The 19,763-nt window shown below is 44.3% G+C and carries 23 protein-coding genes; 13 read left to right on the forward strand and 10 right to left on the reverse strand.

What is annotated here, in order from left to right; genetic code table 11:
- The first annotated feature begins 22 nt into the window (after positions 1-22).
- The 3 genes from ABE28_RS05385 to ABE28_RS05395 all read left to right on the forward strand — a co-directional run bounded on the left by ABE28_RS05385 (position 23) and on the right by ABE28_RS05395 (position 4,452).
- Positions 23-1,303 carry a dihydrolipoamide acetyltransferase family protein gene (locus ABE28_RS05385; protein ID WP_064466706.1) on the forward strand — a complete coding sequence of 427 codons (1,281 nt, stop codon included), beginning with the start codon at positions 23-25 and terminating at the stop codon, positions 1,301-1,303.
- On the forward strand, positions 1,303-2,727 hold the full coding sequence (lpdA, locus tag ABE28_RS05390; RefSeq protein WP_064466705.1) for a dihydrolipoyl dehydrogenase: 1,425 nt from the start codon (positions 1,303-1,305) through the stop codon (positions 2,725-2,727). Before ABE28_RS05385 ends, lpdA begins: the two co-directional genes overlap by 1 nt.
- 345 nt (positions 2,728-3,072) lie before the next feature.
- Positions 3,073-4,452 carry an amino acid permease gene (locus ABE28_RS05395; RefSeq protein ID WP_064466704.1) on the forward strand — a complete coding sequence of 460 codons (1,380 nt, stop codon included), beginning with the start codon at positions 3,073-3,075 and terminating at the stop codon, positions 4,450-4,452.
- 64 nt (positions 4,453-4,516) lie between these two features.
- Here ABE28_RS05395 and hisC read toward each other — a convergent pair whose 3' ends face one another.
- On the reverse strand, positions 4,517-5,629 hold the full coding sequence (gene hisC / locus ABE28_RS05400; RefSeq protein ID WP_064466703.1) for a histidinol-phosphate transaminase: 1,113 nt from the start codon (positions 5,627-5,629) through the stop codon (positions 4,517-4,519).
- Between the two features lie 169 nt (positions 5,630-5,798).
- Between hisC and ABE28_RS05405 the strand changes: the two genes are divergently transcribed.
- Positions 5,799-6,242, forward strand: coding sequence for an Lrp/AsnC family transcriptional regulator (locus ABE28_RS05405; RefSeq protein ID WP_064466702.1), 444 nt, complete (start codon positions 5,799-5,801; stop codon positions 6,240-6,242).
- Between the two features lie 69 nt (positions 6,243-6,311).
- Here the strand turns inward: ABE28_RS05405 and ABE28_RS05410 are convergent, their stop codons facing one another.
- Positions 6,312-6,584, reverse strand: coding sequence for a carboxymuconolactone decarboxylase family protein (locus ABE28_RS05410; protein WP_306807329.1), 273 nt, complete (start codon positions 6,582-6,584; stop codon positions 6,312-6,314).
- Between the two features lie 209 nt (positions 6,585-6,793).
- Between ABE28_RS05410 and ABE28_RS05415 the strand changes: the two genes are divergently transcribed.
- The 7 genes from ABE28_RS05415 (at position 6,794) to ABE28_RS05445 (ending at position 10,555) form a co-directional block, all read left to right on the forward strand.
- Positions 6,794-7,171, forward strand: a complete 378-nt coding sequence (locus ABE28_RS05415) for an Lrp/AsnC family transcriptional regulator (RefSeq protein WP_064466701.1) — start codon at positions 6,794-6,796, stop codon at positions 7,169-7,171.
- Positions 7,172-7,258: 87 nt separating this feature from the next.
- Positions 7,259-7,822 carry an RNA polymerase sigma factor SigY gene (gene sigY, locus ABE28_RS05420; RefSeq protein WP_064466700.1) on the forward strand — a complete coding sequence of 188 codons (564 nt, stop codon included), beginning with the start codon at positions 7,259-7,261 and terminating at the stop codon, positions 7,820-7,822.
- Positions 7,776-8,129 (forward strand): YxlC family protein, encoded by a 354-nt coding sequence (locus tag ABE28_RS05425; protein ID WP_064466699.1) that lies wholly within the window; start codon positions 7,776-7,778, stop codon positions 8,127-8,129. The genes sigY and ABE28_RS05425 overlap by 47 nt, the downstream gene beginning before the upstream one ends.
- The gene (locus ABE28_RS05430) at positions 8,116-8,334 is read left to right on the forward strand and encodes a hypothetical protein (protein WP_064466698.1); all 219 of its coding nucleotides are present in this window, start codon (positions 8,116-8,118) and stop codon (positions 8,332-8,334) included. The genes ABE28_RS05425 and ABE28_RS05430 overlap by 14 nt, the downstream gene beginning before the upstream one ends.
- The gene (locus tag ABE28_RS05435; RefSeq protein WP_064466697.1) at positions 8,315-8,629 is read left to right on the forward strand and encodes a YbjQ family protein; all 315 of its coding nucleotides are present in this window, start codon (positions 8,315-8,317) and stop codon (positions 8,627-8,629) included. Before ABE28_RS05430 ends, ABE28_RS05435 begins: the two co-directional genes overlap by 20 nt.
- Positions 8,630-8,742: 113 nt before the next feature.
- Positions 8,743-9,285: a glutathione peroxidase gene (locus ABE28_RS05440; RefSeq protein WP_064466696.1), complete on the forward strand. Its 543-nt coding sequence runs from the start codon at positions 8,743-8,745 to the stop codon at positions 9,283-9,285.
- 337 nt (positions 9,286-9,622) lie between these two features.
- Entirely contained in the window at positions 9,623-10,555 is a 933-nt protein-coding gene (locus tag ABE28_RS05445; protein ID WP_064466695.1) for a catalase family peroxidase, read from the forward strand.
- A 50-nt stretch (positions 10,556-10,605) separates the two neighbouring features.
- Here ABE28_RS05445 and ABE28_RS05450 read toward each other — a convergent pair whose 3' ends face one another.
- The gene (locus ABE28_RS05450; RefSeq protein WP_064466694.1) at positions 10,606-12,276 is read right to left on the reverse strand and encodes an ABC1 kinase family protein; all 1,671 of its coding nucleotides are present in this window, start codon (positions 12,274-12,276) and stop codon (positions 10,606-10,608) included.
- Positions 12,277-12,291: 15 nt separating this feature from the next.
- Positions 12,292-12,594, reverse strand: a complete 303-nt coding sequence (locus ABE28_RS05455) for a phasin family protein (protein WP_064466693.1) — start codon at positions 12,592-12,594, stop codon at positions 12,292-12,294.
- A 198-nt stretch (positions 12,595-12,792) separates the two neighbouring features.
- On the opposite strand from ABE28_RS05455, the gene ABE28_RS05460 reads away from it, so the two are divergent.
- Complete coding sequence (locus ABE28_RS05460) at positions 12,793-13,542, forward strand: SDR family NAD(P)-dependent oxidoreductase (RefSeq protein ID WP_064466692.1); 750 nt, start codon at positions 12,793-12,795, stop codon at positions 13,540-13,542.
- A 2-nt stretch (positions 13,543-13,544) separates the two neighbouring features.
- Here the strand turns inward: ABE28_RS05460 and ABE28_RS05465 are convergent, their stop codons facing one another.
- Positions 13,545-13,826 (reverse strand): hypothetical protein, encoded by a 282-nt coding sequence (locus ABE28_RS05465; protein ID WP_257390725.1) that lies wholly within the window; start codon positions 13,824-13,826, stop codon positions 13,545-13,547.
- Positions 13,827-13,836: 10 nt separating this feature from the next.
- A complete protein-coding gene (locus tag ABE28_RS05470) occupies positions 13,837-14,628 on the reverse strand; it encodes a TIGR00266 family protein (RefSeq protein WP_064466690.1) in 792 nt (263 codons plus the stop codon).
- Between the two features lie 214 nt (positions 14,629-14,842).
- Here ABE28_RS05470 and ABE28_RS05475 point away from each other — a divergent pair, with 214 nt between their 5' ends.
- Positions 14,843-15,310: a CBS domain-containing protein gene (locus ABE28_RS05475; protein WP_064466689.1), complete on the forward strand. Its 468-nt coding sequence runs from the start codon at positions 14,843-14,845 to the stop codon at positions 15,308-15,310.
- A 49-nt stretch (positions 15,311-15,359) separates the two neighbouring features.
- On the opposite strand, the gene ABE28_RS05480 is transcribed toward ABE28_RS05475, so the two are convergent.
- The 4 genes from ABE28_RS05480 to ABE28_RS24875 form a co-directional block, all read right to left on the reverse strand.
- Positions 15,360-17,474: a peptidoglycan D,D-transpeptidase FtsI family protein gene (locus ABE28_RS05480; protein ID WP_064466688.1), complete on the reverse strand. Its 2,115-nt coding sequence runs from the start codon at positions 17,472-17,474 to the stop codon at positions 15,360-15,362.
- A 310-nt stretch (positions 17,475-17,784) separates the two neighbouring features.
- Positions 17,785-18,138, reverse strand: coding sequence for a hypothetical protein (locus tag ABE28_RS05485; protein WP_064466687.1), 354 nt, complete (start codon positions 18,136-18,138; stop codon positions 17,785-17,787).
- Between the two features lie 76 nt (positions 18,139-18,214).
- Positions 18,215-19,330: a DUF2515 family protein gene (locus ABE28_RS05490; RefSeq protein ID WP_083231957.1), complete on the reverse strand. Its 1,116-nt coding sequence runs from the start codon at positions 19,328-19,330 to the stop codon at positions 18,215-18,217.
- 97 nt (positions 19,331-19,427) lie between these two features.
- The gene (locus tag ABE28_RS24875) at positions 19,428-19,601 is read right to left on the reverse strand and encodes a hypothetical protein (protein WP_156775690.1); all 174 of its coding nucleotides are present in this window, start codon (positions 19,599-19,601) and stop codon (positions 19,428-19,430) included.
- Positions 19,602-19,763 lie beyond the last annotated feature (162 nt).

Consider the following 19,763-nt stretch of genomic DNA (forward strand, 5'->3'; position numbering starts at 1 on the left):
ATTAGGAAGGGGAGGAAGATGCATGATTGAATTCAAACTTCCTGATGTAGGGGAAGGAATGCATGAAGGGGAAATCATTCAATGGCTCATCAAAGAAGGGGATGCAGTGAAGCAGGACCAACCAATCGTTGAGGTGCAAACGGATAAGGTCAATGCGGAATTGACTGCACCTATAACCGGGGTTGTAAAGAATATCCTTTTTTCGGCAGGCGATACCGTTGAAGTCGGGACCACCATATTCACCATTCAGGAAGCGAACGAAATGTCTTTAACGGAAGCGGTTAGTGGTGAAAGTGATAACAGCCCCGAGCAATGTGGTGAAGAAAAACGAACAGATCGACTGCCAAGTCAATGGCAATTCGAAGCAGGACGTGCATTGGCTACACCGTTCGTACGTCAAATGGCTAGGGAGTTGAAGGTTGATATTCAGCTGGTCAAAGGGACGGGACCTGCAGGGCGGATAATTGAAAGTGACCTGCAGCAGTTTGTAGAAGCTGATCCGGTCTTCCGGGAACATCTAAATCAAGGCGGCAATGAAACGATTCTTCGAGAGCCGGAGCCGAAAAAGAAAGCCGAACAGCCAAAGGTTGCGGGTACTGAGCCCGAGGAGCGCATCCTGCTTAAGGGGATCCGTAAGAAAATCGCTGAGCATATGGTGAAATCCGTTTCCGCCATACCTCATGTCACCCATGTGGAAGAATTGGAAATGGATGCATTGAAGGAATTGAAGGATCAATTAAAGGCATATTCCGAAGACAAAGAAATCAAATTGACTTTTTTACCGTTTTTCGTCAAGGCCATCGTCATTGCTTTAAAGGAGTTCCAAACCTTAAATGCTTCAATAGATGAGAAGACCAATGAAATCATCTTGAAACACTATTACCATATAGGCATTGCTACGAATACGAACGAGGGTCTGATTGTTCCCGTCATAAAACATGCAGATCAAAAGACGATTTTCCAATTGGCTGATGAAATAAGGCAGTTGGCAACTGAAGCAAGAGAGGGAAAGCTGAGACTGGAGCAAATTACAGGAAGTACATTTACCATCAGTAATGTAGGTCCGATCGGAGGGATGCACGCGACCCCGATCATCAATTATCCTGAAGCGGCGATATTGGCGCTGCATAAAATGGAGCCGCGCACGGTCGTTAGGGATATGGAGGGTGTTATCCGTTTGATGATGAATATGTCCTTATCCTTCGATCATCGCTTGATTGATGGGGTTACAGCTGTGCAGTTTACCAATCGGGTCAAGGAACTGCTGGAGAATCCAATTCGTTTAGTTGTGGAGATGAGATAATGGTAGTAGGGGAAGTTGCTGTAGAAACCGATGTTTTAATCATGGGAGGCGGTCCGGGGGGGTATACTGCGGCAATCCGTCTCGGACAGTTAGGGAAAACGGTCGTCCTTGTTGAAAAGGATAGGCTCGGAGGAGTTTGCCTCAATAGGGGATGCATCCCTTCCAAGGCTCTGATACACACGGCTGACCAATTTCAAAAGCTTAGCGATTTAGGGAGAATGGGGATCAAGCTTCCTCAGGAAAGTATCAAGATGGATCTTAATGTTTGGCAGGATTGGAAGGGTGGAGTCATTTCCCGGTTGACTCAGGGGATAGCCCATTTGTGTAAAGAAAATGGAGTAACCGTGGTTCAAGGTGAAGCGACCTTTTTATCGGATGACCGGATCGGTGTGGAAACCGATGGAGATTTTGAAACCTACAAGTTTGAACACGCAATCATTGCGACAGGGTCCAGGCCGCTCATTCCGCCATACATCAAAGTGGATGGAAAGTATATACTGGATTCGACTGCATCCTTGCAGCTGCAGGAAATTCCAGCTAGCCTTTCGATCATCGGCGGGGGCTATATCGGAATTGAGTTGGGCATGGCCTTTGCAAAGCTAGGCACTAACGTGACCATCATCGAGATGGCCAATCGCATTCTTCCCCAAGTTTCAGAAAACCTGGTCAAGGAGGTCATCCGTAATACGAAGAAGCTCGGAATGAATCTAATAACATCGGCCAAAGTAGAAAAGGCTAGCGTAGTCGAAGGCCAGGTGCATCTTCATATTCAATCGGAAAAACTGGGTTCGCAAGTGATCGTCAGCGAAAAGTCGCTTGTTACAATCGGAAGAATTCCCAATACGGAAGAAATAGGTCTGAATCGGGCTGAGGTTGTGGCAGGGGAGAAGGGGCATATAACGGTTGATGTGGAATGCCGAACAAATGTGCCGCACATCTTTGCCATCGGAGACATTACGCCTGGCCCGGCTCTTGCTCATCGGGCGGCCAAACAGGGGGTGGTGGCAGCGGAAGTGATTTGTGGGATGCCTAGTGCCAATGATTCAGGCTATGTACCATATGTCATCTTCTCGGAGCCGCAAATAGCAGGAGTGGGGATCACTCGTGAAGAGGCCGAGAGACGGGGCTACAGTGTCAAGACCGGCCAATTCCCTTTCAGCGCGAACGGCAGGGCACTTGCGACGAATGAACCGAATGGGTTTGCTGAAGTGATCGTGGATGAGCGTAGCCACATATTGCTTGGTTTGCATTTGGTTGGTCCTGATGCCTCCAACCTGATAGGCGAAGGCGTCCTCGCCCTTGAGTTGGCGGCACGCATCGAAGACATAGCCCTTAGCATCCATCCGCATCCAACATTATCGGAGGTATGGATGGAAGCCGCGGAAGCGGCCTTAGGACATGCGATTCACATCGTGAATAATTAAAATATTCTTATTTCGCGGGGATTACCAATGTAGTCCCCTGATTTGAGTGCAATGCCAATGGAATCAGCATTTTGACCAGTTTTACGGGTGATATGACAACGAAAAAATGACATTTGGGCATACAGGAACTGTAAGAGCTTACAATGTTTCCTCTTGTAAAACGACCCGCATATTGATATATTTTTAATTTGTGAAGAAGTGGTTTATCAAGCAAGCAGTGCAGGCTTCCACGCTTTTTCCATAACGGTTGATGAGAATCTAACCTATCAAGTCGCCATTCGCTGGTTGAATGGGGTATTTTTAGTTTTTATAGTAAACACTTATGGATGAAGGAGGCAGATGCAAATGGGAACAAATGGTGGATCACTTCAAAAGAGATTGCTGCCGCGGCATATTAGCATGATGGCAATGGGGGGGGCAATCGGTACCGGGATTTTTAAAGGAAGTGCCGAAACCATATCATTAGCGGGACCGGGCGTCATTTTCACTTATATTTTTGCAGGACTATTACTTCTTGTCGTCATGGGAGCCATTGCCGAGATGGCGATCGCTTACCCGAATACGAATATGAAGGGTTTCATTCGGAAAGCATTCGGAAAGCGCAGCTCCTTCATTATTGGCTGGATGTATTGTTTCATGTGGCTGTCCGTGTGTGTCATCGAGATAGTGGTGGCAGGAAGCTTCTTGCAATACTGGCTCCCGGCAATTCCGCTATGGGCATTAAGCTTGGCGTGTGCAGCCTTGATCATTGGCGTCAATATGATGAATGTAAAAAATTATGGTGAATTCGAATTTTGGTTTGCAGGTATAAAAATTGCGATGATCATTTTATTCATTATATTGGGAGCTTGTATTTTATTTGGAATCATCCCAAGTGGCGGAGCTAATTATCTTCAGAACTTTACAGGGCATGGCGGTTTCTTTCCTAATGGCTGGATGTCCATCTTTTCGGCATTATTGATCGTGATGTTCTCATATGGCGGTTCCGAGTTAATCGGATTGACGGTAACGGAAGCAAAGGATGCAGAGCGCGTCCTGCCGAAGGTCATCAAAAACTATATTTGGAGAATCGTTTTATTCTTCACTTTGCCGATACTTGTCATCTGCGGGCTGATTCCATGGGACGAGATTACCGACCAATCGAGTCCTTTTGTCCAAGTTCTATCGATGTCCGGCTTTCAGGGGTCTGCCCACATCATGAACTTCATTCTTATTACGGCTGTCTTATCCGCCGCTAATTCCGGAATATATGGTTGTACCCGGATGCTGCATTCTTTGGCAGCAGAAGGCGAAGCGCCCAAATCGTTCTCATATGTTTCTAAAAATGGCGTTCCGATGTACAGTTTGGTGCTTAGTGCCGTTGTTTTGGTGGCCGGTTCGATGATCACCTACGTTGCACAGGATAAAGCATTTCTTTTGTTAATGGCGATACCGGGCTTTGTCGTTTCACTAGTATGGATCAGCATTTGTTTTGCGCAGCTAAAACTTCGCCGTTCATATACTAAGATTCCGAGCTTTAAAGTGTGGGGTTTCCCATATGTAACGACATTTGCAGCCATCACTTTAAGCATCATTACCCTCAGTTTCGTGTTTAGTGAACAGAATCGGATCAGTATTATTACGTGTCTTCTCGTGTTGGCTGCTTTAACCGTCATTTCGATTTTCAAATTTAAAAGGGCGGATGGTGAGGAACCAACCATCATAAAAAAGGATTTGATTAAATGAATCCGTATAAAAGATACGGCATGGGCGTTAGCGTCCATGCCGTTTTTTTTTCCTTCCTTTTAGTTCAAACACTAGTCTTTTCATTGATTGCATTTTGCAAGCATGTTATGAACTTTTCATTTTCAAGCGAAGTGCCGATGGTCACACGGATAGTATCCGCATAACCAAGCAAATGACCAGAACGGGTGATGACCCCGGAAGTCAATAGCTTTTCGAAAACATCCTTGCCCGGCTGGTTAAGCTTGATCATTAAGAAATTGGCATGTGAAGGGAAGAATGACAAGCCCATCCTGGTCAGTTCGGTTTCCAAATAATTTCTTCCTTCCTCGTTCCTGCGGGCGCATTGCTCCACGAAAGTATCGTCATCCAATGAAGCGAAGGCTGCAGCCTGAGCAAGCCGGTTCGTGTTGAATGGTTCTTTCACTTTGATGAGCTCTTGGATGATGGGGGCGTCCATTATACCGTATCCGATCCTTAATGCAGCCAAGCCATGAATTTTTGAAAACGTACGTAAGATGACAAGATTTGCATGATTATTTAAAAGTGGCAAGGTTTCCAAATAGTCTCCATCATTGACATACTCATAGTAAGCTTCGTCAACAACCAGTAAAATATGTTTCGGTACTTTCTCGATGAAGGCTCTTAACCTTTCCTTTTGAACGATCGTTCCTGTCGGATTATTGGGATTACAGACAAATATCATTCTCGTATTTTCCGTTATGGCGTCATACATCCGCTGAAGGTCATGCACGCCATTCATGAGAGGGATCATGACAGGCGTTCCGCCGTCTATCAAAACATTCGTTTCATAACGCGGAAAGGTAACATCTGCCATGATGACTTCATCATTTGGTTGGATATACGTTCTTGTTAATAGCCGGATCACTTCATCCGATCCATTCCCCAATATGATTTGATCTTGTTTAATGGATAATTTCCTTGCCAGTTTTTCAGCTAATGAAGGAGCCAAGCCTTCTGGGTAAAAGGATGCTTGCTCCATTTCGGCAATCATGGCTTCCTTAGCCAGGGATGAGCAGCCGTATGGATTTTCATTGGAGGCCAATTTGACGATTGTTTCAAGGCCCAATTCGCGTTGCACCTCTTCAATCGGTTTGCCGGAAACATAAGGACGTAATTCCTCAATCTTTTTTCGCACCGGGATTTTCTTAAAGGTCAATGCAGCATCCCCCTTTTATTATTCTGAATTTTCTTTTTCAATGGTAATATTAATGATAGAATATTAACTGTCAAAATTACATACAAAAAAGAACGTATTCACTGCTCACCATCCACCATATTAAAGAAATATAGACTTATATTCCTTCATTATGAAAGGCGGTCGTATCATGGATGAAATAGATGTCAGTTTGCTGGAGCTTTTACAGATGAATGGACGCATGACCATTAGTGAACTATCAAAGAAATTGACCTTAAGTCGACCAAGCATTTCCGAACGGATGTATCGACTCCAGGAGAAGGGAATCATCGAGGGCTTCAGTGCAAGGGTTTCACCGACCGCAATCGGGAGAGCGGTGCTCGTTTTCATTCAAGTGAGTGAACTTAAGGTTTCCGTTTCCGACTTCGAGCAATTAGTGATAAATGATTTGGATATTATCGAATGCCATCGCGTTACGGGGACGGTGGGGTATTTTCTAAAGGCGGCTTTAGCCGATATGGACAGCATGAGATTACTCATCGATCGCTTAATTCCCTATGGGCATCTGAATACTTCCATAGTCTTGACATCCCCTGTTCCTTCACGCTCCATCCTTCCGAAGGTCAGTGAATGATAAGGTCGCCAGCCATTGCAGTGCTTGGCGTAATGAGGAACAGTGCAGATCCACTGTTCCTTTTTGGTGTCATTCCAATTCCATCAGTGCCCCGAAATATTGCTGGGCGGCTGTAAAGCAAATGAAGGCCAATAGTTCAGAAATTTCTTCATCCGTAAGCGCTTCTTTCAGTACGTGGAAAAATTGTTCCCCCGTTTTTTCACGTTGGGTTAGGAATACTTCTGTAAAGCCAAGGCGCATATCTTTTATTTCAGATGCTCTTAGTGGACGGCCTTTTGCCTGACAGTACGAACAGCCGTTGCCGAATGCCAGGACCCGCCTGACATTTTCCTTTAACTCCATCAATAGGTTCCCATCTGCAGACATACACTACGAAAGGTCTGACCATTTTTGCAAAATCTCTTCGGAATGAAATAATCGTTGAAATGGACTGGACCCAAGCTCCGAATTTTTTATTCTTGTCATGTTCATCTCCCCTTTAAGGTAATGAATGCGCAATTTTGATTGCGTTTGTAAAGTATTTCGGTTAAAAATAAGGAAATATCACCCGAATGAAAATTGATGAAAAAGACAGTGAAATCCTTGCAGAATTAACGGTGAATAGCCGGATCTCGATGAGGGAATTGGCTAAGGAGGTAGGTCTCTCCGCGCCCACCGTTACCGAGCGAGTCCGGCAAATGGAGTCGTTCGGCATCATTAAGGGGTACGTTGCCGAGATTGATTATAAAAAAATAGGTTTTCCCATTGAGTGTATCGTGGAAGCAACGATAAAAAATGGGGAATATGAAAAATTCAAACAAGCTTGCTTTATGCTGAAAATTCGTGCTGAGAGTCTGGAAAAAGTGGAGGAATTCATTAATCAAACCATTCCCTTTGCAGCAACGGTGACACATGTGATCCTCTCTGAAGTTGAGCGGAAGCATGAATGATTTTTTTTTCATCGCTTGTGAACGAATCCTTCATTCCAAACGTCAAATAAATATAAAGGTTGGGAAATGAGAGTGGGTGATCAATGGATGGGCGAAAAAAATCTGATTAAAGCGGCAAAAAATGGCGATGACGGAGCTTTGGCGGAATTGTTTCAAAGTTCCTATCCTTTTCTGCTTAAATATTTATTGAAATTGACCTATAATCGCCAAAATGCAGAGGACTTGGTTCAGGAGACCTATTCGAAGGCCATCGAGAATCTTTCGAGGTTCAAGGGTACTTCAAAATTTTCCACTTGGTTGATTTCCATTGCAACACGGCTATATTTGGACCAGCAACGCAGGAGGAAACGTGAATTGAATTGGTTGAAACAAGAGCAGTCACTACGCAAGCTGAAATGGGAGGCACAAAGCAATAACCAAGTATGGGATGATGTGATGGAAGCATTAGGACAGTTGAACGATGGTTTACGGGTTCCTGTCATATTGAAGCATTACTATGGTTTTTCTTACGAAGAAATAGGCGCGATAATCAGCATTCCGGAAGGGACGGTAAAATCCCGTGTCCATAAGGGCATCAAAACCATAAGAAAGGAGCTGGCACCGAATGAAGAAGGATCAGTCAGGATATCCAAAACACTCAGCCAAGAATGATCTTGTTGTTGTCGACCAATTGAATAGGAGCCTGGAGAATTTTGATGAGGCGATATCTTTTGAGATTCCACATCCGTCGTTTTTTGAAGAGAAAATTAAAATCCAGCGTGCAGAGACTAAAAGAAAACGGCTGCGGGAATTGCTTTTTTTTACAGTAACTGCTGCAGTCATCCTATCTTTCCTGTTTTTTGCGCTATACCTTCAGCCGGAAATGTTCCTAGTGCTCCAGGTGCTGACAGTGGTTTTCATTTGTTGTTACACGGTATACGTGAAAAGGAAGGTGAAGATGTGTCATGAGCAAACTTGAGATATTTGCATTAATGGTCTGTGGGCTGGTGTTACTAACCCAAAGCATTTTTTTATTCATCGATGCCAGGAAGAATGGATTTAACCAATGGATTTGGGGGATTCTTGGGTTGATTCAAGCTCCGTTCCCGATCATTTTTTATTTGATCGTTAAGAAAATCAGAAAAAAGGAAGAGGATGAATTATATGATTATCGTGACTACTAATACGGTTCCTGGTAAAGAAATCAAAGATTTAAAGGGCCTTGTTAAGGGGAACTGTGTTCAATCCAAACATATCGGAAAAGATATTCTTGCTGGATTAAGAACCATTGTCGGTGGTGAAATCAATGAGTATACCGAAATGATGAAAGAGGCCAGGCAAAAAGCTATTGGCAGGATGGTGGAAGAAGCGAAAGAAAGAGGGGCGAACGCCATTGTGGCCATGCGTTTGGAAACTTCAGCTATCATGCAAAACACTTGTGAAATCATCGCCTATGGCACTGCCGTTCATGTGGAATGACGTGCAATGATCAAAAAAACAGGGTCATAAGTCTTGGTTCATTGAGCATATTTCTTTTTTCTGCTAATTATATACCGTATAATTCCTGAGCAAGACATAAGGAGGAATGAAGCGTGGGTATATATGATTTTTCAGCAGAGCGAATCAATGGCAAGGAAGTTTCTTTGGAACAATATAAAGGACAGGTTCTTATTGTAGTCAATACCGCAAGTGAATGTGGTTTCACTCCGCAATATGAAGATCTTCAAAAGTTGTATGATCGATATAAAGATAAAGGATTGAACATCTTAGGGTTTCCATGCAATCAGTTTGGCGCTCAAGAGCCTGGGCAAAATGAAGAAGTAGAGACGTTTTGTCAATTGAATTACGGTGTTAGCTTCCCTTTATTCAATAAAGTCGATGTAAGAGGAAGCCAGGCGCACCCTTTGTTTCCATATTTAACTGATCAAGCCCCGTTTACTGGACTTGAGAATAAACCTGGCGGGAAAATGCTGCAGGCAATGCTGCAAACGGAACATCCGGAATTCTTGATAGATGATTCAATTAAGTGGAATTTCACTAAATTTCTAATCGATCGTGATGGAAATGTCGTGAAGCGCTTTGAATCGGTCGAAGCACCTTTTGAAATGGAAGGTGCTATTGAAAAGCTTTTATAGCCCTTGTTACGTAATTGAATCTGGATATTATACGACATGCTTTAGACGAACTTGAAATACCGCTTATATGTTAGACACAAAACTAACATGTAAGCGGTATTTTTTCTGCCGGGAATTTCCTGTTTCATTGCACGGCAGGCACTTATCTTTCCGGAGGCTATCGGGAAGTCTCCTCTGCACGCGATTTTTCCAACAATCTGGCGACTGACTATATTCCAGAAGTTAATAGTGGATTGTACTCTGTGAAAAATCATTGGAATGCGAGTTTACCTTGAATAGGCTTATGGAATAATGGGTACAGGTAATAATGAATTTTAAAAGGATGGGGTGAGATGTAATGGAGGGAAAGGACAATTCAAAACCTGAGCTAGCCAGTGAAGCGGTGGATGCGATTGAAAAAGTAGTTGGAACATATCCAGGCTACCGGCGGGCACATGCGAGGGGATATGTGTATAAGGGGGTTTTTACCCCGAACGGAAAAGCATCGACGCTTACTGTTGCTGCCCATCTTCAGGATGAAGCCGTACCTGTGGTCATCCGGTTTTCGAATAGCTCACCGGTCCCGAGTCATCCTGATGCACATTCACCTGTAAAGGGCATGGCCGTCAAATTCCAATTGCCAGGCGGGGGGGAAACAGACCTCATTACGGTGACCATTCCGCTCTTCTTTGCGAAAACACCTGAGGCTTTCGTTGATATCGCCCACTTTATCAAAACTGCAAAAGACGGTTTTCCTAATCTGAAAGAGTTGGGGGGAATCCTGTTGAAATACCCGGAGAGCAAGGCAGGTCTGCAGATGCTTAAAGAAATGCGTTCTCCAGCCAGCTTCGCAACGTGTCAATATTACTCCATACATGCTTTTTACTTCATGAACGCACAAGGAAGGCGTCAGGCGATCAAGTATGAGTGGGTGCCCGATGCCGGCCTTAGCATGCTGGAGAAGAAGGAGGCAGCCGAGCACCCTGAATATTATTTGGAAGAAGAAATGGAAGAAAGAATCAAGCAAGGACCAGTAGGTTTTAAATTGAACATTCAAATAGGAGGCGAAAAGGATCCGGCTGACGATCCGACCATCGCTTGGTCGGAAGACAAACAGGCAATCACTGTCGGGCATTTACTAATTACTGATAAGCTGGAATCTTCTTTAGATCATCTGCTGTTTGATCCGACCAATATCCCCGAAGGAATTGAGTGTTCGAATGATCCGATCCTGCATTTTCGCCATCGCGCATATGCCGTTTCATATGCGCGCCGGACACATGGCCAATGAATGAAAAAGAGCAAAACCCTAAAGGGGGTTTTGCTCTTTCTTTCGTACGGTTACATTTTACCCGATCGGAAAATGGTATAAAGCATGAGCAAAAACATCAGGGTGGCAACGACAAATCCAATTTCGATCACCGGGATTTTCCATAGCAGCAGCGTTTCCCCGCCTATCGCCGAGCCGATTATGAGGCCGACCATGATAATGCTGAAGGCAAGCAGGATGATACTGAAGGAAAGGCGGTTCGAGATTTGATCAAGCTTATGTAAAAAAACTTGAAGCTCGGGAATGTTAATATCCAAGCGCAATTTCCCTTTTTTGATGATGCCTGTCACTTCCCTGATATCCTTCGGAAGTTCAGCGATGGCTTCAGCCGACTCGATAAATTGGCTCCAGGTATTCCTTGCAATATTTTTCGGATTGTAGCGTTCCTTGAAAAGCCTTTCCCCAAAAGGTTCGGCTGCCTTCATGATGCTGAAATGTGGATCCAGCTCCTCGACTATTGCCTCCATCGTAAGCAAAGCCTTCCCGAGCATGGTGAATTCCGGGGGGATTTGGATATGATGCCGATTGGCCACCGTGAACAGATCATTGACCGCTCCGCCTAAGCTTATTTGACTTAATGGGATATCATAATATTTATTTCGCAGTTCATCGATATCCCCCCTCAAGGAAGCCATATTCGTTTCGTCCGTCAGAAGCCCCATATCGGAAAGCGTTTTGATCAATCCATTGGTGCTACCGCGTTTCAGATTGATGACAAGCGAGGCGAACTGATATTTCATTTCGTCCTCCAATCGTCCCACCATTCCGAAATCCATGAGTGTGACGACATTCCCTGGCAAAATGATGATATTGCCAGGGTGGGGATCGCCATGATAAAAACCATCGATCAAAATTTGCTGAAGCAGCGAATTCGCTAATCTTTCGGCGATTATCCGTCGATCATATCCTTCCTCATCAAGCTGTTTATAGTGATTGATCTTAATACCTTGGATGAAATCCATCGTTAGGATTCTTTTGGTCGAATACTCCCAATGAATTCTTGGTATTTTCAGCCCCTGATCATGGATGAATTTCTTGGCTATCCTCTCCCCATTGCGGCCCTCTGCATTATAATCGAGTTCTGCGCGAAGTGATTTAGCGAATTCATCAATCATTTTCCTGATTTGGTAGCGCCTTGCCCAGGAAATGCGCGCTTCCATCAGTCTTGCCAAATCATCGAGGATTTCCAAATCCGTTTCCACTTTCGGCAAAATATCGGGACGCTGGACTTTGATTGCTACGACTTCCTGTGACGGAAGCCGTGCAGCATGTACCTGTCCAATCGATGCGGTTGCAAGCGGTTTTTGTTGGAATTCAAGAAAAAGGTTTTCCAAAGAGTCACCCAATTCTGCTTCAACTATTTTGCGTACCTTATCAAAAGGAAAGGGGGTAACCTGGTCCTGCAGTTTTTCCAGTTCGCGGACAATTTCTTCCGGAACGAAATCACGCCGAGTACTTGCAATCTGTCCAAGTTTAATGAAAGTGGGACCAAGGCTTTGTAAGATCGTCTGCAACCGCTCACCAATCGAGCGGAGGTTCAGGTTTTCATCGGGCTGGAGGTTCGATGCTGCCTTGCTTTCCGATAACCCGAGACGGTAGATGAAGTATCCAAAGCCATTTTTCAAAAAGGCATTAATGATTTCTTGGTAACGATGTGCGTGTTTCAGTCGTTTGCCAAACATTCAAGTACCTCCAGGTCATGGTTGTGTCTTTTGGTTTTGCTGCTCTAAAATGGTAATGCGACGCTCCAATTCCCGAACTTCTTCTTTCGTTGCCAAGTTTAGTCCGCTGATTGCTTGATTGACTTTAAGCTTGACGGATTCATCCAGTTGTTTTTGTGCTTGTTCCCCTTTTTCCACCCACTGCTTAATCAGAACCTTAGAGTCTTCTTTACTGATATCGCCTTTTTTCACAAGCGAGTCCACTGCTTTTTCAATTTGTTCCTTCGTAGCAGCGGCAGCTCCCAAACCTAAAGAGAACACATTTTTTAATAAGTCCATTTTTCATCCCTCCGTGAATTGTTTACTTTGCGGGCCTGATTCATTCTTGTTGTTTCTTTTATCATACATCATTCAAGGCCACTTCAAAAATATAATGGGTCCCCAGATTGTTGAGAATCACGGAAGCCAGCGTTTGAAGTGAAGGGGATTGGATATTATGATAGGGAAAAGTAAGTTAGCGAAAGGAAGGATGAAAGTATGGGCTTCTCAAATAAAACAGTGATCGTCACGGGCGCTTCAAATGGAATAGGGAGGGGCGTGGCAAAGGGATATGCACAAAGTGGTGCATCGGTCGTTCTGGCGGATACGGACGAGCAGGAGGGCCTTCGGTATGCAGAGGAGCTTAAAGGTAACGGGCATGAAGCTATGTTCGTTAAAACCGATGTTCGGAATGAGGCTGAGATCCGTCATTTGATGGATGTGACGCTAAAAGCCTATAAGACCATAGATATATTAATCAACAATGCCGGAAAGGCTTTATTCAAACCAGTATATGAACTGACGCTTGCGGAATGGGACGATATGATGAATACGAATTTACGCAGTGTTTTTCTTTGCTCCAGGGAAGCGGCAAAAGCGATGCGGGGTAATGAAATGGGCGGGGCGATCATCAATTTAGCCTCAACAAGAGCCATCATGTCAGAGCCTGATTCGGAATCCTATGCTGCCACGAAAGGGGGGATCGTTGCACTGACCCATGCATTTGCCGCATCTTTAAGCAAAGAGAAAATTACCGTTAATTCGATTTCTCCTGGATGGATTGAAACGGGCGATTATGATGCACTTAGGGAAATGGATCATCAACAGCATTTTTCCAATCGGGTCGGCAAACCTGAAGATATAGCAAGGGCCTGTCTTTACTTGACGGCAACGGAAAATGATTTCGTTACGGGCGTCAACCTTATCGTCGATGGAGGGATGACCAGAAAGATGATGTACGAAGAGTGAGTTCATTTTCTCCGATAGAGATATTGCAGCTCAGTTCCAAGCTCCCTGTTGAGCAGACGTTCCATTTCTTCGAGCTCTTCAATGCCGATTGGGGCATCGGCTGCGGTCCAGTGAATCGTGTAAACAAAATAGTAATCTCTTATCTTTCGAAAAATGACGGGAGAGTTCGGGAATTGATCAAAAATTGCCTTGATATTATATCTTCTCATATAGGACCATTTAACAAGCTGCATAGAGAACCATCCTTTATGGAATCGATCAATGGCTGCCTTGATGGCAGCCATTGAACGGACCTTATTTATCGTTGAATAAATTGAATAAACCCTTAGCTACACTGCCTTCTTCAGAAGATCCCCCGTTTTGGGGCGCTGCTGCAAAGACGCGGCTTGCAAGGCGGCTGAAAGGTAATGATTGCACCCAGACGGTTCCAGGTCCTTTCAATGTGGCGAAGAATAACCCTTCGCCCCCGAATAAAGCGGTCTTCACGCCTTTCACGAATTCGATATTATAATCTACCCCGCCAGTCATGGCGACTAAACACCCCGTATCGACCCGGAGAATCTCACCTGCAACCAATTCTTTTTTATGGATCGTGCCGCCAGCATGGACGAAGGTCATTCCGTCACCTTCGAGCTTTTGCATGATGAAGCCTTCGCCGCCAAAAAAGCCCGTTCCTATTTTTCTCTGAAACTCGATTCCAATCGATACTCCTTTTGCTGCCGCCAGAAAGGCATCCTTCTGGCAAATGACTTTACCGCCGAGCTCGCTTAAGTCCAATGGAATGATTTTTCCCGGGTAAGGCGAGGCGAAGGAGGCATGCCGTTTATCTCGCCCTTCATTCGTGAACGCTGTCATGAACAGGCTCTCCCCGGTTAGTAGCCTTTTGCCCGCACCAAATAATTTGCCCATCATTCCGCCGTCACTATTTCGTGACCCATCACCAAAGATGGTTTCCAGCTTGATTTGATCTTCCATCATCATCAAGCTCCCAGCTTCGGCCACCACCGTTTCCTGTGGATCCAATTCAACCTCGACGAACTGCATGTCATCACCATATATTTTAAAATCGATTTCATGATTATTCATTTCCCATTCCTCCCATCATTCTTTTTTCATTGTAAAAGATAATCTTGCAACCTGCCAATATTTTTCAAGCTGCCTGACTTTTTTCCGTTATCAGGGAGAAAATAAGTGGGGAGAAGGCAGTTCAGTTCGCCAGGGTTTTTAAATAGAATAAGTTAGGGTATTAATAGAAAGAAGAGATGGAGATAGGAACAAACTTTTAAAAGGGGTGTTTTACATGTTAGTGAAGGATTTCATGATCCGGGAAGTATACGTTGCCCGTCCTGATTTTACCTTGAAGGAAATTTTGCGAACCTTGATCGAAAATAAAGTGGGCGGGGTCCCGGTCGTCGATGAACACGATAAGCTATTGGGAATGGTGACGGATGGGGATATCCTTCGTTATTTGACACCTGCAGAAGAAGCCATCAAGGGATATTTCACATATATCACAGTCATTCCAGGTGAGGAATTGGATGAAAAGGTCCGATCCAAAATGAACGATAAAGCCTCACAAATCATAAAAAATAAAAGGATCACAAAGCTGTCTCCGGAAGATCCTTTAGATGAAATGATAAAGGTGCTTTCCAAGCATCATTTCAAGAAAATCCCGGTCGTCGACAAAGATGATAAAGTCGTCGGCATCATCAGCAGGGGAGATGCACTGCGGGCCCTATATAAGGAATTCGTTCACAAGCTGGAATAGGGCAATTTGCATGAAAAGGCCTGCTCTAAATCGAGCAGGCCCAGGTGAATTATTGAGTGTCTTCCGCTTTCTTGTCTGGATCGGACTTACCTTTTGCTCGATCTTCCTTTATTTTAAAGTAGGCGTCCATTACTTGCTCTCCGATCCGTTTGTTGATATCGTCAGCTGGCTTGCCTTGATATACCCATGGCACGACGACGGAGAATGCCACTTCCGGATTATTGTTAGGTGCATACCCTGCAAGCGTCAAATTGATGGTCGGGACGGGAGCACTGTATTGACTCCTCCGCGGACCGTCGTAATAGGCTTCCGCGGTTCCCGTTTTCGCTGCAGCCCGATAGGATTTTCCGCCAAAATACTTATATGCCGTTCCGCCTGGCTCCTGGGCAACCTGCCGGAAACCTTCCTGGACACGCTGAATCCAAACATCCTTACCGCCCAATTCGTTCAGCACTTTCGGGCTCATCGATTTAAAGACGCTGCCCAACTGATTGTGTTCGTCGGAAGGATTCCGGATTTCCTTGACCATCCGCGGCTCGAGCCTTTTACCGCCATTTGCAATCGTCGATGCGTATTGTGCCAACTGCATCGGGGTATACGTATCATACTGCCCGATCGATAAATCCAGCAGCAATCCATCCGTTGACATATCGACTCCTTTAAACCCGACCGATTCATTCGGCAGGTCGATGCCAGTGCGGACACCCAATCCGAATTGGGCATAATGATTGCGCATGATCGCATAAGCTTCCCGGTTGATCCCGAGCGGCCGATTCGGTATATAATGCCCGCCGGCAATCTTGATCGCCGTCATGAACATATAGACATTCGACGATTTCTTTAACGCGGAGACATCCGTTACATACCCTAAATCACTATAAGAGCCTTTCTTTGGAGCGCCCGCTAAATCGAGTTTCCTGTCAAAAAAAGCAGACCCGGGTGAAATGGCTCCCGTCTGGTAGCCCGTGTATACCGTGGCCCCTTTAACGGATGATCCTATCGTATAGGAGGTCGTAATGTTCCCGAGGGCGAAATCGTTCATTTCGGTCAAGCCGGTTTCACTGTTGCGTCCATATTGCCGGCCCGCCATCGTGAGCACCTCGCCTGTGTTCGGGTCCATCAAGACGACGAAGGCGCGATCCAAAAGGTAGGTATTCCCCCTGGCTTTGGCCCTCCATAGTTCACTCTCGATGATTTTTTCGACCTTTTGCTGCAATTCCATATCAATTGACAGGATCAAGTCTTTTCCGCTTTGCCCTTCCGTGAGGGTATTCGTTTGGATGACTTCCCCTTTGCTCATCACATTTTCAACCCGCGTCTTTTGACCACGCAGCACATCTTCATATTGTTTTTCAATATAACTTTTACCGACCCTGTCATTCCTGGTGTAATCGCGTGCGAGATAATAGTCGATATTCTCACTCGGAATCCCTTCTTCGGAGGAAGAGACCTTGCCAAGCACCGAGCGAAGGGTTTCGTCATACTTATAGGTCCTTTCCCAGTCCGTCGTTACGTCCACACCTGGCATTTCATCCAAATGCTCACTGACCCTGGCGAATTCTTTTGTGGAGACATCTTTGTTCTTCACGATCGACGGTGTGAGGGCATAGCCGCTATTGAATTCCCGGAATATGGCTATCACTTCCAATTCATCCTTGGTGAATTCCTTGATATTCTCCTCGGTGACACGCTCGAGCTGAAGCTTGTATAAATTCTTTTGTTCTAATTTCTTTTCGGTTACCTTCCGTCTTTCGGACTTGGTGATCAATGCCTCGGCTTCTTTCGGATGCTTTAAGATCCAAAAATCCTTTTTATCCGGTATTGTTACCTTTTTCGTATCTTTTTCGATCAAGGTAGCAAGAATCTCCGCCGTCTTCACCATATCGGGAGTTTTCGTATTTGGGTATTTCGTATAAGTAATGGCATTGCGCGGCTCATTATCAACGACCGGATTAAAATTGCGGTCATACATCTTCCCACGTGGAACAGGGGTATTGGCCACATCGTTTTCCGTTCGGTCGACTTCGCGAAGGTAATCATCCCCATACACGATCTGGACGATGCCAAGCCGGATTATTAAGCTTGAAAATAATATGAATATTAAAAAGAACATGAAGTTCAGTCGGAAAGGAATTGGGGTTTTTTTCTTCTTTTCTTTGGCCATCAGTAACATTCCTTTCTAGTAAAAGTAAAAAATAAGAAAATTCCTATCTCCAATGATATATAAAATTAACTTATTTTACTATGCTTTATCCGTAAATTTATCTATATTTCCAAAGAATTGTTAAATAGTCATAAAATTCCTAGTAATCTTGCGATTGGGAAAATTGATATAATAGAAACTTTAAAAAGACTGAAAGGCGGTATTTGATAGAGTGGGCTGCTTTATGGATGGGTGTAACGAAAAAAGGAGCTTAACGGATGGGGAGGTCGCTGAAAAATGAGCGTCGAATCTTAAGCTCCAACATAATCATTTAATTGACTTCATAATGCTTGGTGGGAGTTTGAGCGGAAACACTGATGATTTCTTTGAAATATCCGCATAACCCGAGCCATTTTTCAGGATAAATATAGATGAAGCGCTCCAACGTTTCCATGGAGTGCAGCACAAGGCAATCGATTTGGACGGTTTCTTTCTTCTGTAAATGGAGTAGCAGCTCATGCGGAATCGTGTAATAGAGATGGAGCTGATAAGGATTTAGTATGACCGGGGAAATATTTTTTTCATCCATATATTTGTCCGTCACGATCTTTTGGATTGTAAAGCTTTCGCTCATATGCAATTCCCCGATCGTGTAGTTCGGATTCAGTAGTACGATGCCTCTCATTTGCTTCACCCATTCTTTTTGTAACCATTCTTGCCAAATCGAGTATGGGATATTCAAAGTAAGAGGCTTCGTCTTGTTAAAAAAGGGCTTTCAGTTCGTTGATGGCTTTAAGATGTTTGACATTTTCAAGCACCTTTTGGGTCAAATCGACCTTTTTAATAATCGGTAAGTCTTGTAAATCCTCGATAAAGCTTTCCTTTGTATACCAATCATTCATTGGAAGAGGAAAGAAAGGCTGATCTGTCCATGCCTCTTGAAGGATGGGACTATAGACCTTTTCATCTTTTGCAAATGGATCGGAGGAGTAGATGCTTTCCCAGTAATCCATTCTCGAGCCAGTGTGTGGAACATCGATTGTAAATTCTTCAACACCATGTAAAACGGACGGATGCAGAAAAAGAAGCTCATAAAGAAATTTTCCCGTTTCAATTCGCTGTTTTGGGTCGGCAAAGCGTTCAACGGTTAGGCCAGTCAAGGAACGGATGCTGTCTTGCTCATTTCCGAAAGGGAAGATTACTTTCGTGAAGCCTAAAAATTCCTGCAGTTGAAAATCAATCCTTTGGAGGATTTTGCCATGACGGGTACGTTTCAACACCCGTTCTTGAATCATTCTTTGCTCATTGATGATAAGCGCTGTCGTTAAAAGGGGCGAATGGGGTTCTTTTATGAAAGATTCCCAAATCGGGGCCATGAATCTTGATATATGGAAGACGGGGAAATACTTTTTTAATCGAAGCTCCTTTTGTTTGGAATGTTCATATAGAAGGAGCTGTGGAAAGGCATCGGCAAATATCGCTGAATTGGCGCGCTCCAGGAAAAGGAAAAAATTCTGCCGTTCCGCTTGGCTAAGCAGCTGGGTCATGGACGAGCCTTTCAAGTCGGTCATATGGTATCCGCCATTCCTCGAAACCATATGTGCCAAAAAAGCCCAATGAACCTCGGGGTTACGATGGTAATAGGCAAGATAAGCTTGCGTTCTCGTCAAATTATTACGGTTCAAGGCAACCGTTTCGGTCCGGATGCTTTTTACAAGAGCGGTTTCCTCAGGGAAAAATGCCTTTGACTCCGTTTCAGGCTGAAAAAGTTCTTTTTGTAATTGAGTTTTTAGCAGACCGAATTTTTCAGGATCGATGATGGGCTTCGATTTGCCTGGGGATGTTCCGAACAGCTTCTGTACAAATTGGTAGAGCATGCGATCACCACGAGTGTTTTTCACTCATTATATGCAATGCGATCAAGAAAGGGCTTTGCATGTGCAACGCCCTCATGTTGATTGCTGATGAATTTTTTCATCTTTTATTTTTCTTCTTCTTTTCCCTGTTCAATAAAATATAATAAACTATCCAGAAAAGTAACACGGGAGTGAAGGATAACGGCCTGTATTGAACCGGTACGGCGAATAAGATGAAAATGGATAGAAATAAAAACGGTACCGCCAGGAGTATATATTTTCTCCAATCCATAAGCTAAAACCTCCTTACGCTATGTCATTCTTATAAGAATAAAGGATTATTCCGCAATAATCTAGAAAAGTCACAATTGACAAAAATATACTCACGTAGTAATCTTTAAACACGAGTAAAAAATTACCATTAATTATGAAAAAGGAGGCGAACGTCATGACT

The sequence above is a fragment of the Peribacillus muralis genome (assembly GCF_001645685.2).
GTDB lineage: Bacteria > Bacillota > Bacilli > Bacillales > DSM-1321 > Peribacillus > Peribacillus muralis_A.

What these genes read in the sequence shown, in the direction of transcription:
- ABE28_RS05455 (WP_064466693.1), bottom strand. Translation starts at nt 12,594, where the DNA reads ATGGACTTATTAAAAAATGTGTTCTCTTTAGGTTTGGGAGCTGCCGCT.
- ABE28_RS05490 (WP_083231957.1), bottom strand. Translation starts at nt 19,330, where the DNA reads ATGCTCTACCAATTTGTACAGAAGCTGTTCGGAACATCCCCAGGCAAA.
- ABE28_RS05465 (WP_257390725.1), bottom strand. Translation starts at nt 13,826, where the DNA reads ATGGCTGCCATCAAGGCAGCCATTGATCGATTCCATAAAGGATGGTTC.
- ABE28_RS05410 (WP_306807329.1), bottom strand. Translation starts at nt 6,584, where the DNA reads ATGGAGTTAAAGGAAAATGTCAGGCGGGTCCTGGCATTCGGCAACGGC.
- ABE28_RS05470 (WP_064466690.1), bottom strand. Translation starts at nt 14,628, where the DNA reads ATGAATAATCATGAAATCGATTTTAAAATATATGGTGATGACATGCAG.
- ABE28_RS05415 (WP_064466701.1), top strand. Translation starts at nt 6,794, where the DNA reads ATGAAAATTGATGAAAAAGACAGTGAAATCCTTGCAGAATTAACGGTG.
- ABE28_RS05435 (WP_064466697.1), top strand. Translation starts at nt 8,315, where the DNA reads ATGATTATCGTGACTACTAATACGGTTCCTGGTAAAGAAATCAAAGAT.
- ABE28_RS05395 (WP_064466704.1), top strand. Translation starts at nt 3,073, where the DNA reads ATGGGAACAAATGGTGGATCACTTCAAAAGAGATTGCTGCCGCGGCAT.
- ABE28_RS05430 (WP_064466698.1), top strand. Translation starts at nt 8,116, where the DNA reads ATGAGCAAACTTGAGATATTTGCATTAATGGTCTGTGGGCTGGTGTTA.
- ABE28_RS24875 (WP_156775690.1), bottom strand. Translation starts at nt 19,601, where the DNA reads ATGGATTGGAGAAAATATATACTCCTGGCGGTACCGTTTTTATTTCTA.
- ABE28_RS05460 (WP_064466692.1), top strand. Translation starts at nt 12,793, where the DNA reads ATGGGCTTCTCAAATAAAACAGTGATCGTCACGGGCGCTTCAAATGGA.
- sigY (WP_064466700.1), top strand. Translation starts at nt 7,259, where the DNA reads ATGGGCGAAAAAAATCTGATTAAAGCGGCAAAAAATGGCGATGACGGA.
- ABE28_RS05485 (WP_064466687.1), bottom strand. Translation starts at nt 18,138, where the DNA reads ATGAGAGGCATCGTACTACTGAATCCGAACTACACGATCGGGGAATTG.
- ABE28_RS05405 (WP_064466702.1), top strand. Translation starts at nt 5,799, where the DNA reads ATGGATGAAATAGATGTCAGTTTGCTGGAGCTTTTACAGATGAATGGA.
- ABE28_RS05475 (WP_064466689.1), top strand. Translation starts at nt 14,843, where the DNA reads ATGTTAGTGAAGGATTTCATGATCCGGGAAGTATACGTTGCCCGTCCT.
- ABE28_RS05445 (WP_064466695.1), top strand. Translation starts at nt 9,623, where the DNA reads ATGGAGGGAAAGGACAATTCAAAACCTGAGCTAGCCAGTGAAGCGGTG.
- ABE28_RS05385 (WP_064466706.1), top strand. Translation starts at nt 23, where the DNA reads ATGATTGAATTCAAACTTCCTGATGTAGGGGAAGGAATGCATGAAGGG.
- lpdA (WP_064466705.1), top strand. Translation starts at nt 1,303, where the DNA reads ATGGTAGTAGGGGAAGTTGCTGTAGAAACCGATGTTTTAATCATGGGA.
- ABE28_RS05480 (WP_064466688.1), bottom strand. Translation starts at nt 17,474, where the DNA reads ATGGCCAAAGAAAAGAAGAAAAAAACCCCAATTCCTTTCCGACTGAAC.
- ABE28_RS05425 (WP_064466699.1), top strand. Translation starts at nt 7,776, where the DNA reads ATGAAGAAGGATCAGTCAGGATATCCAAAACACTCAGCCAAGAATGAT.
- ABE28_RS05450 (WP_064466694.1), bottom strand. Translation starts at nt 12,276, where the DNA reads ATGTTTGGCAAACGACTGAAACACGCACATCGTTACCAAGAAATCATT.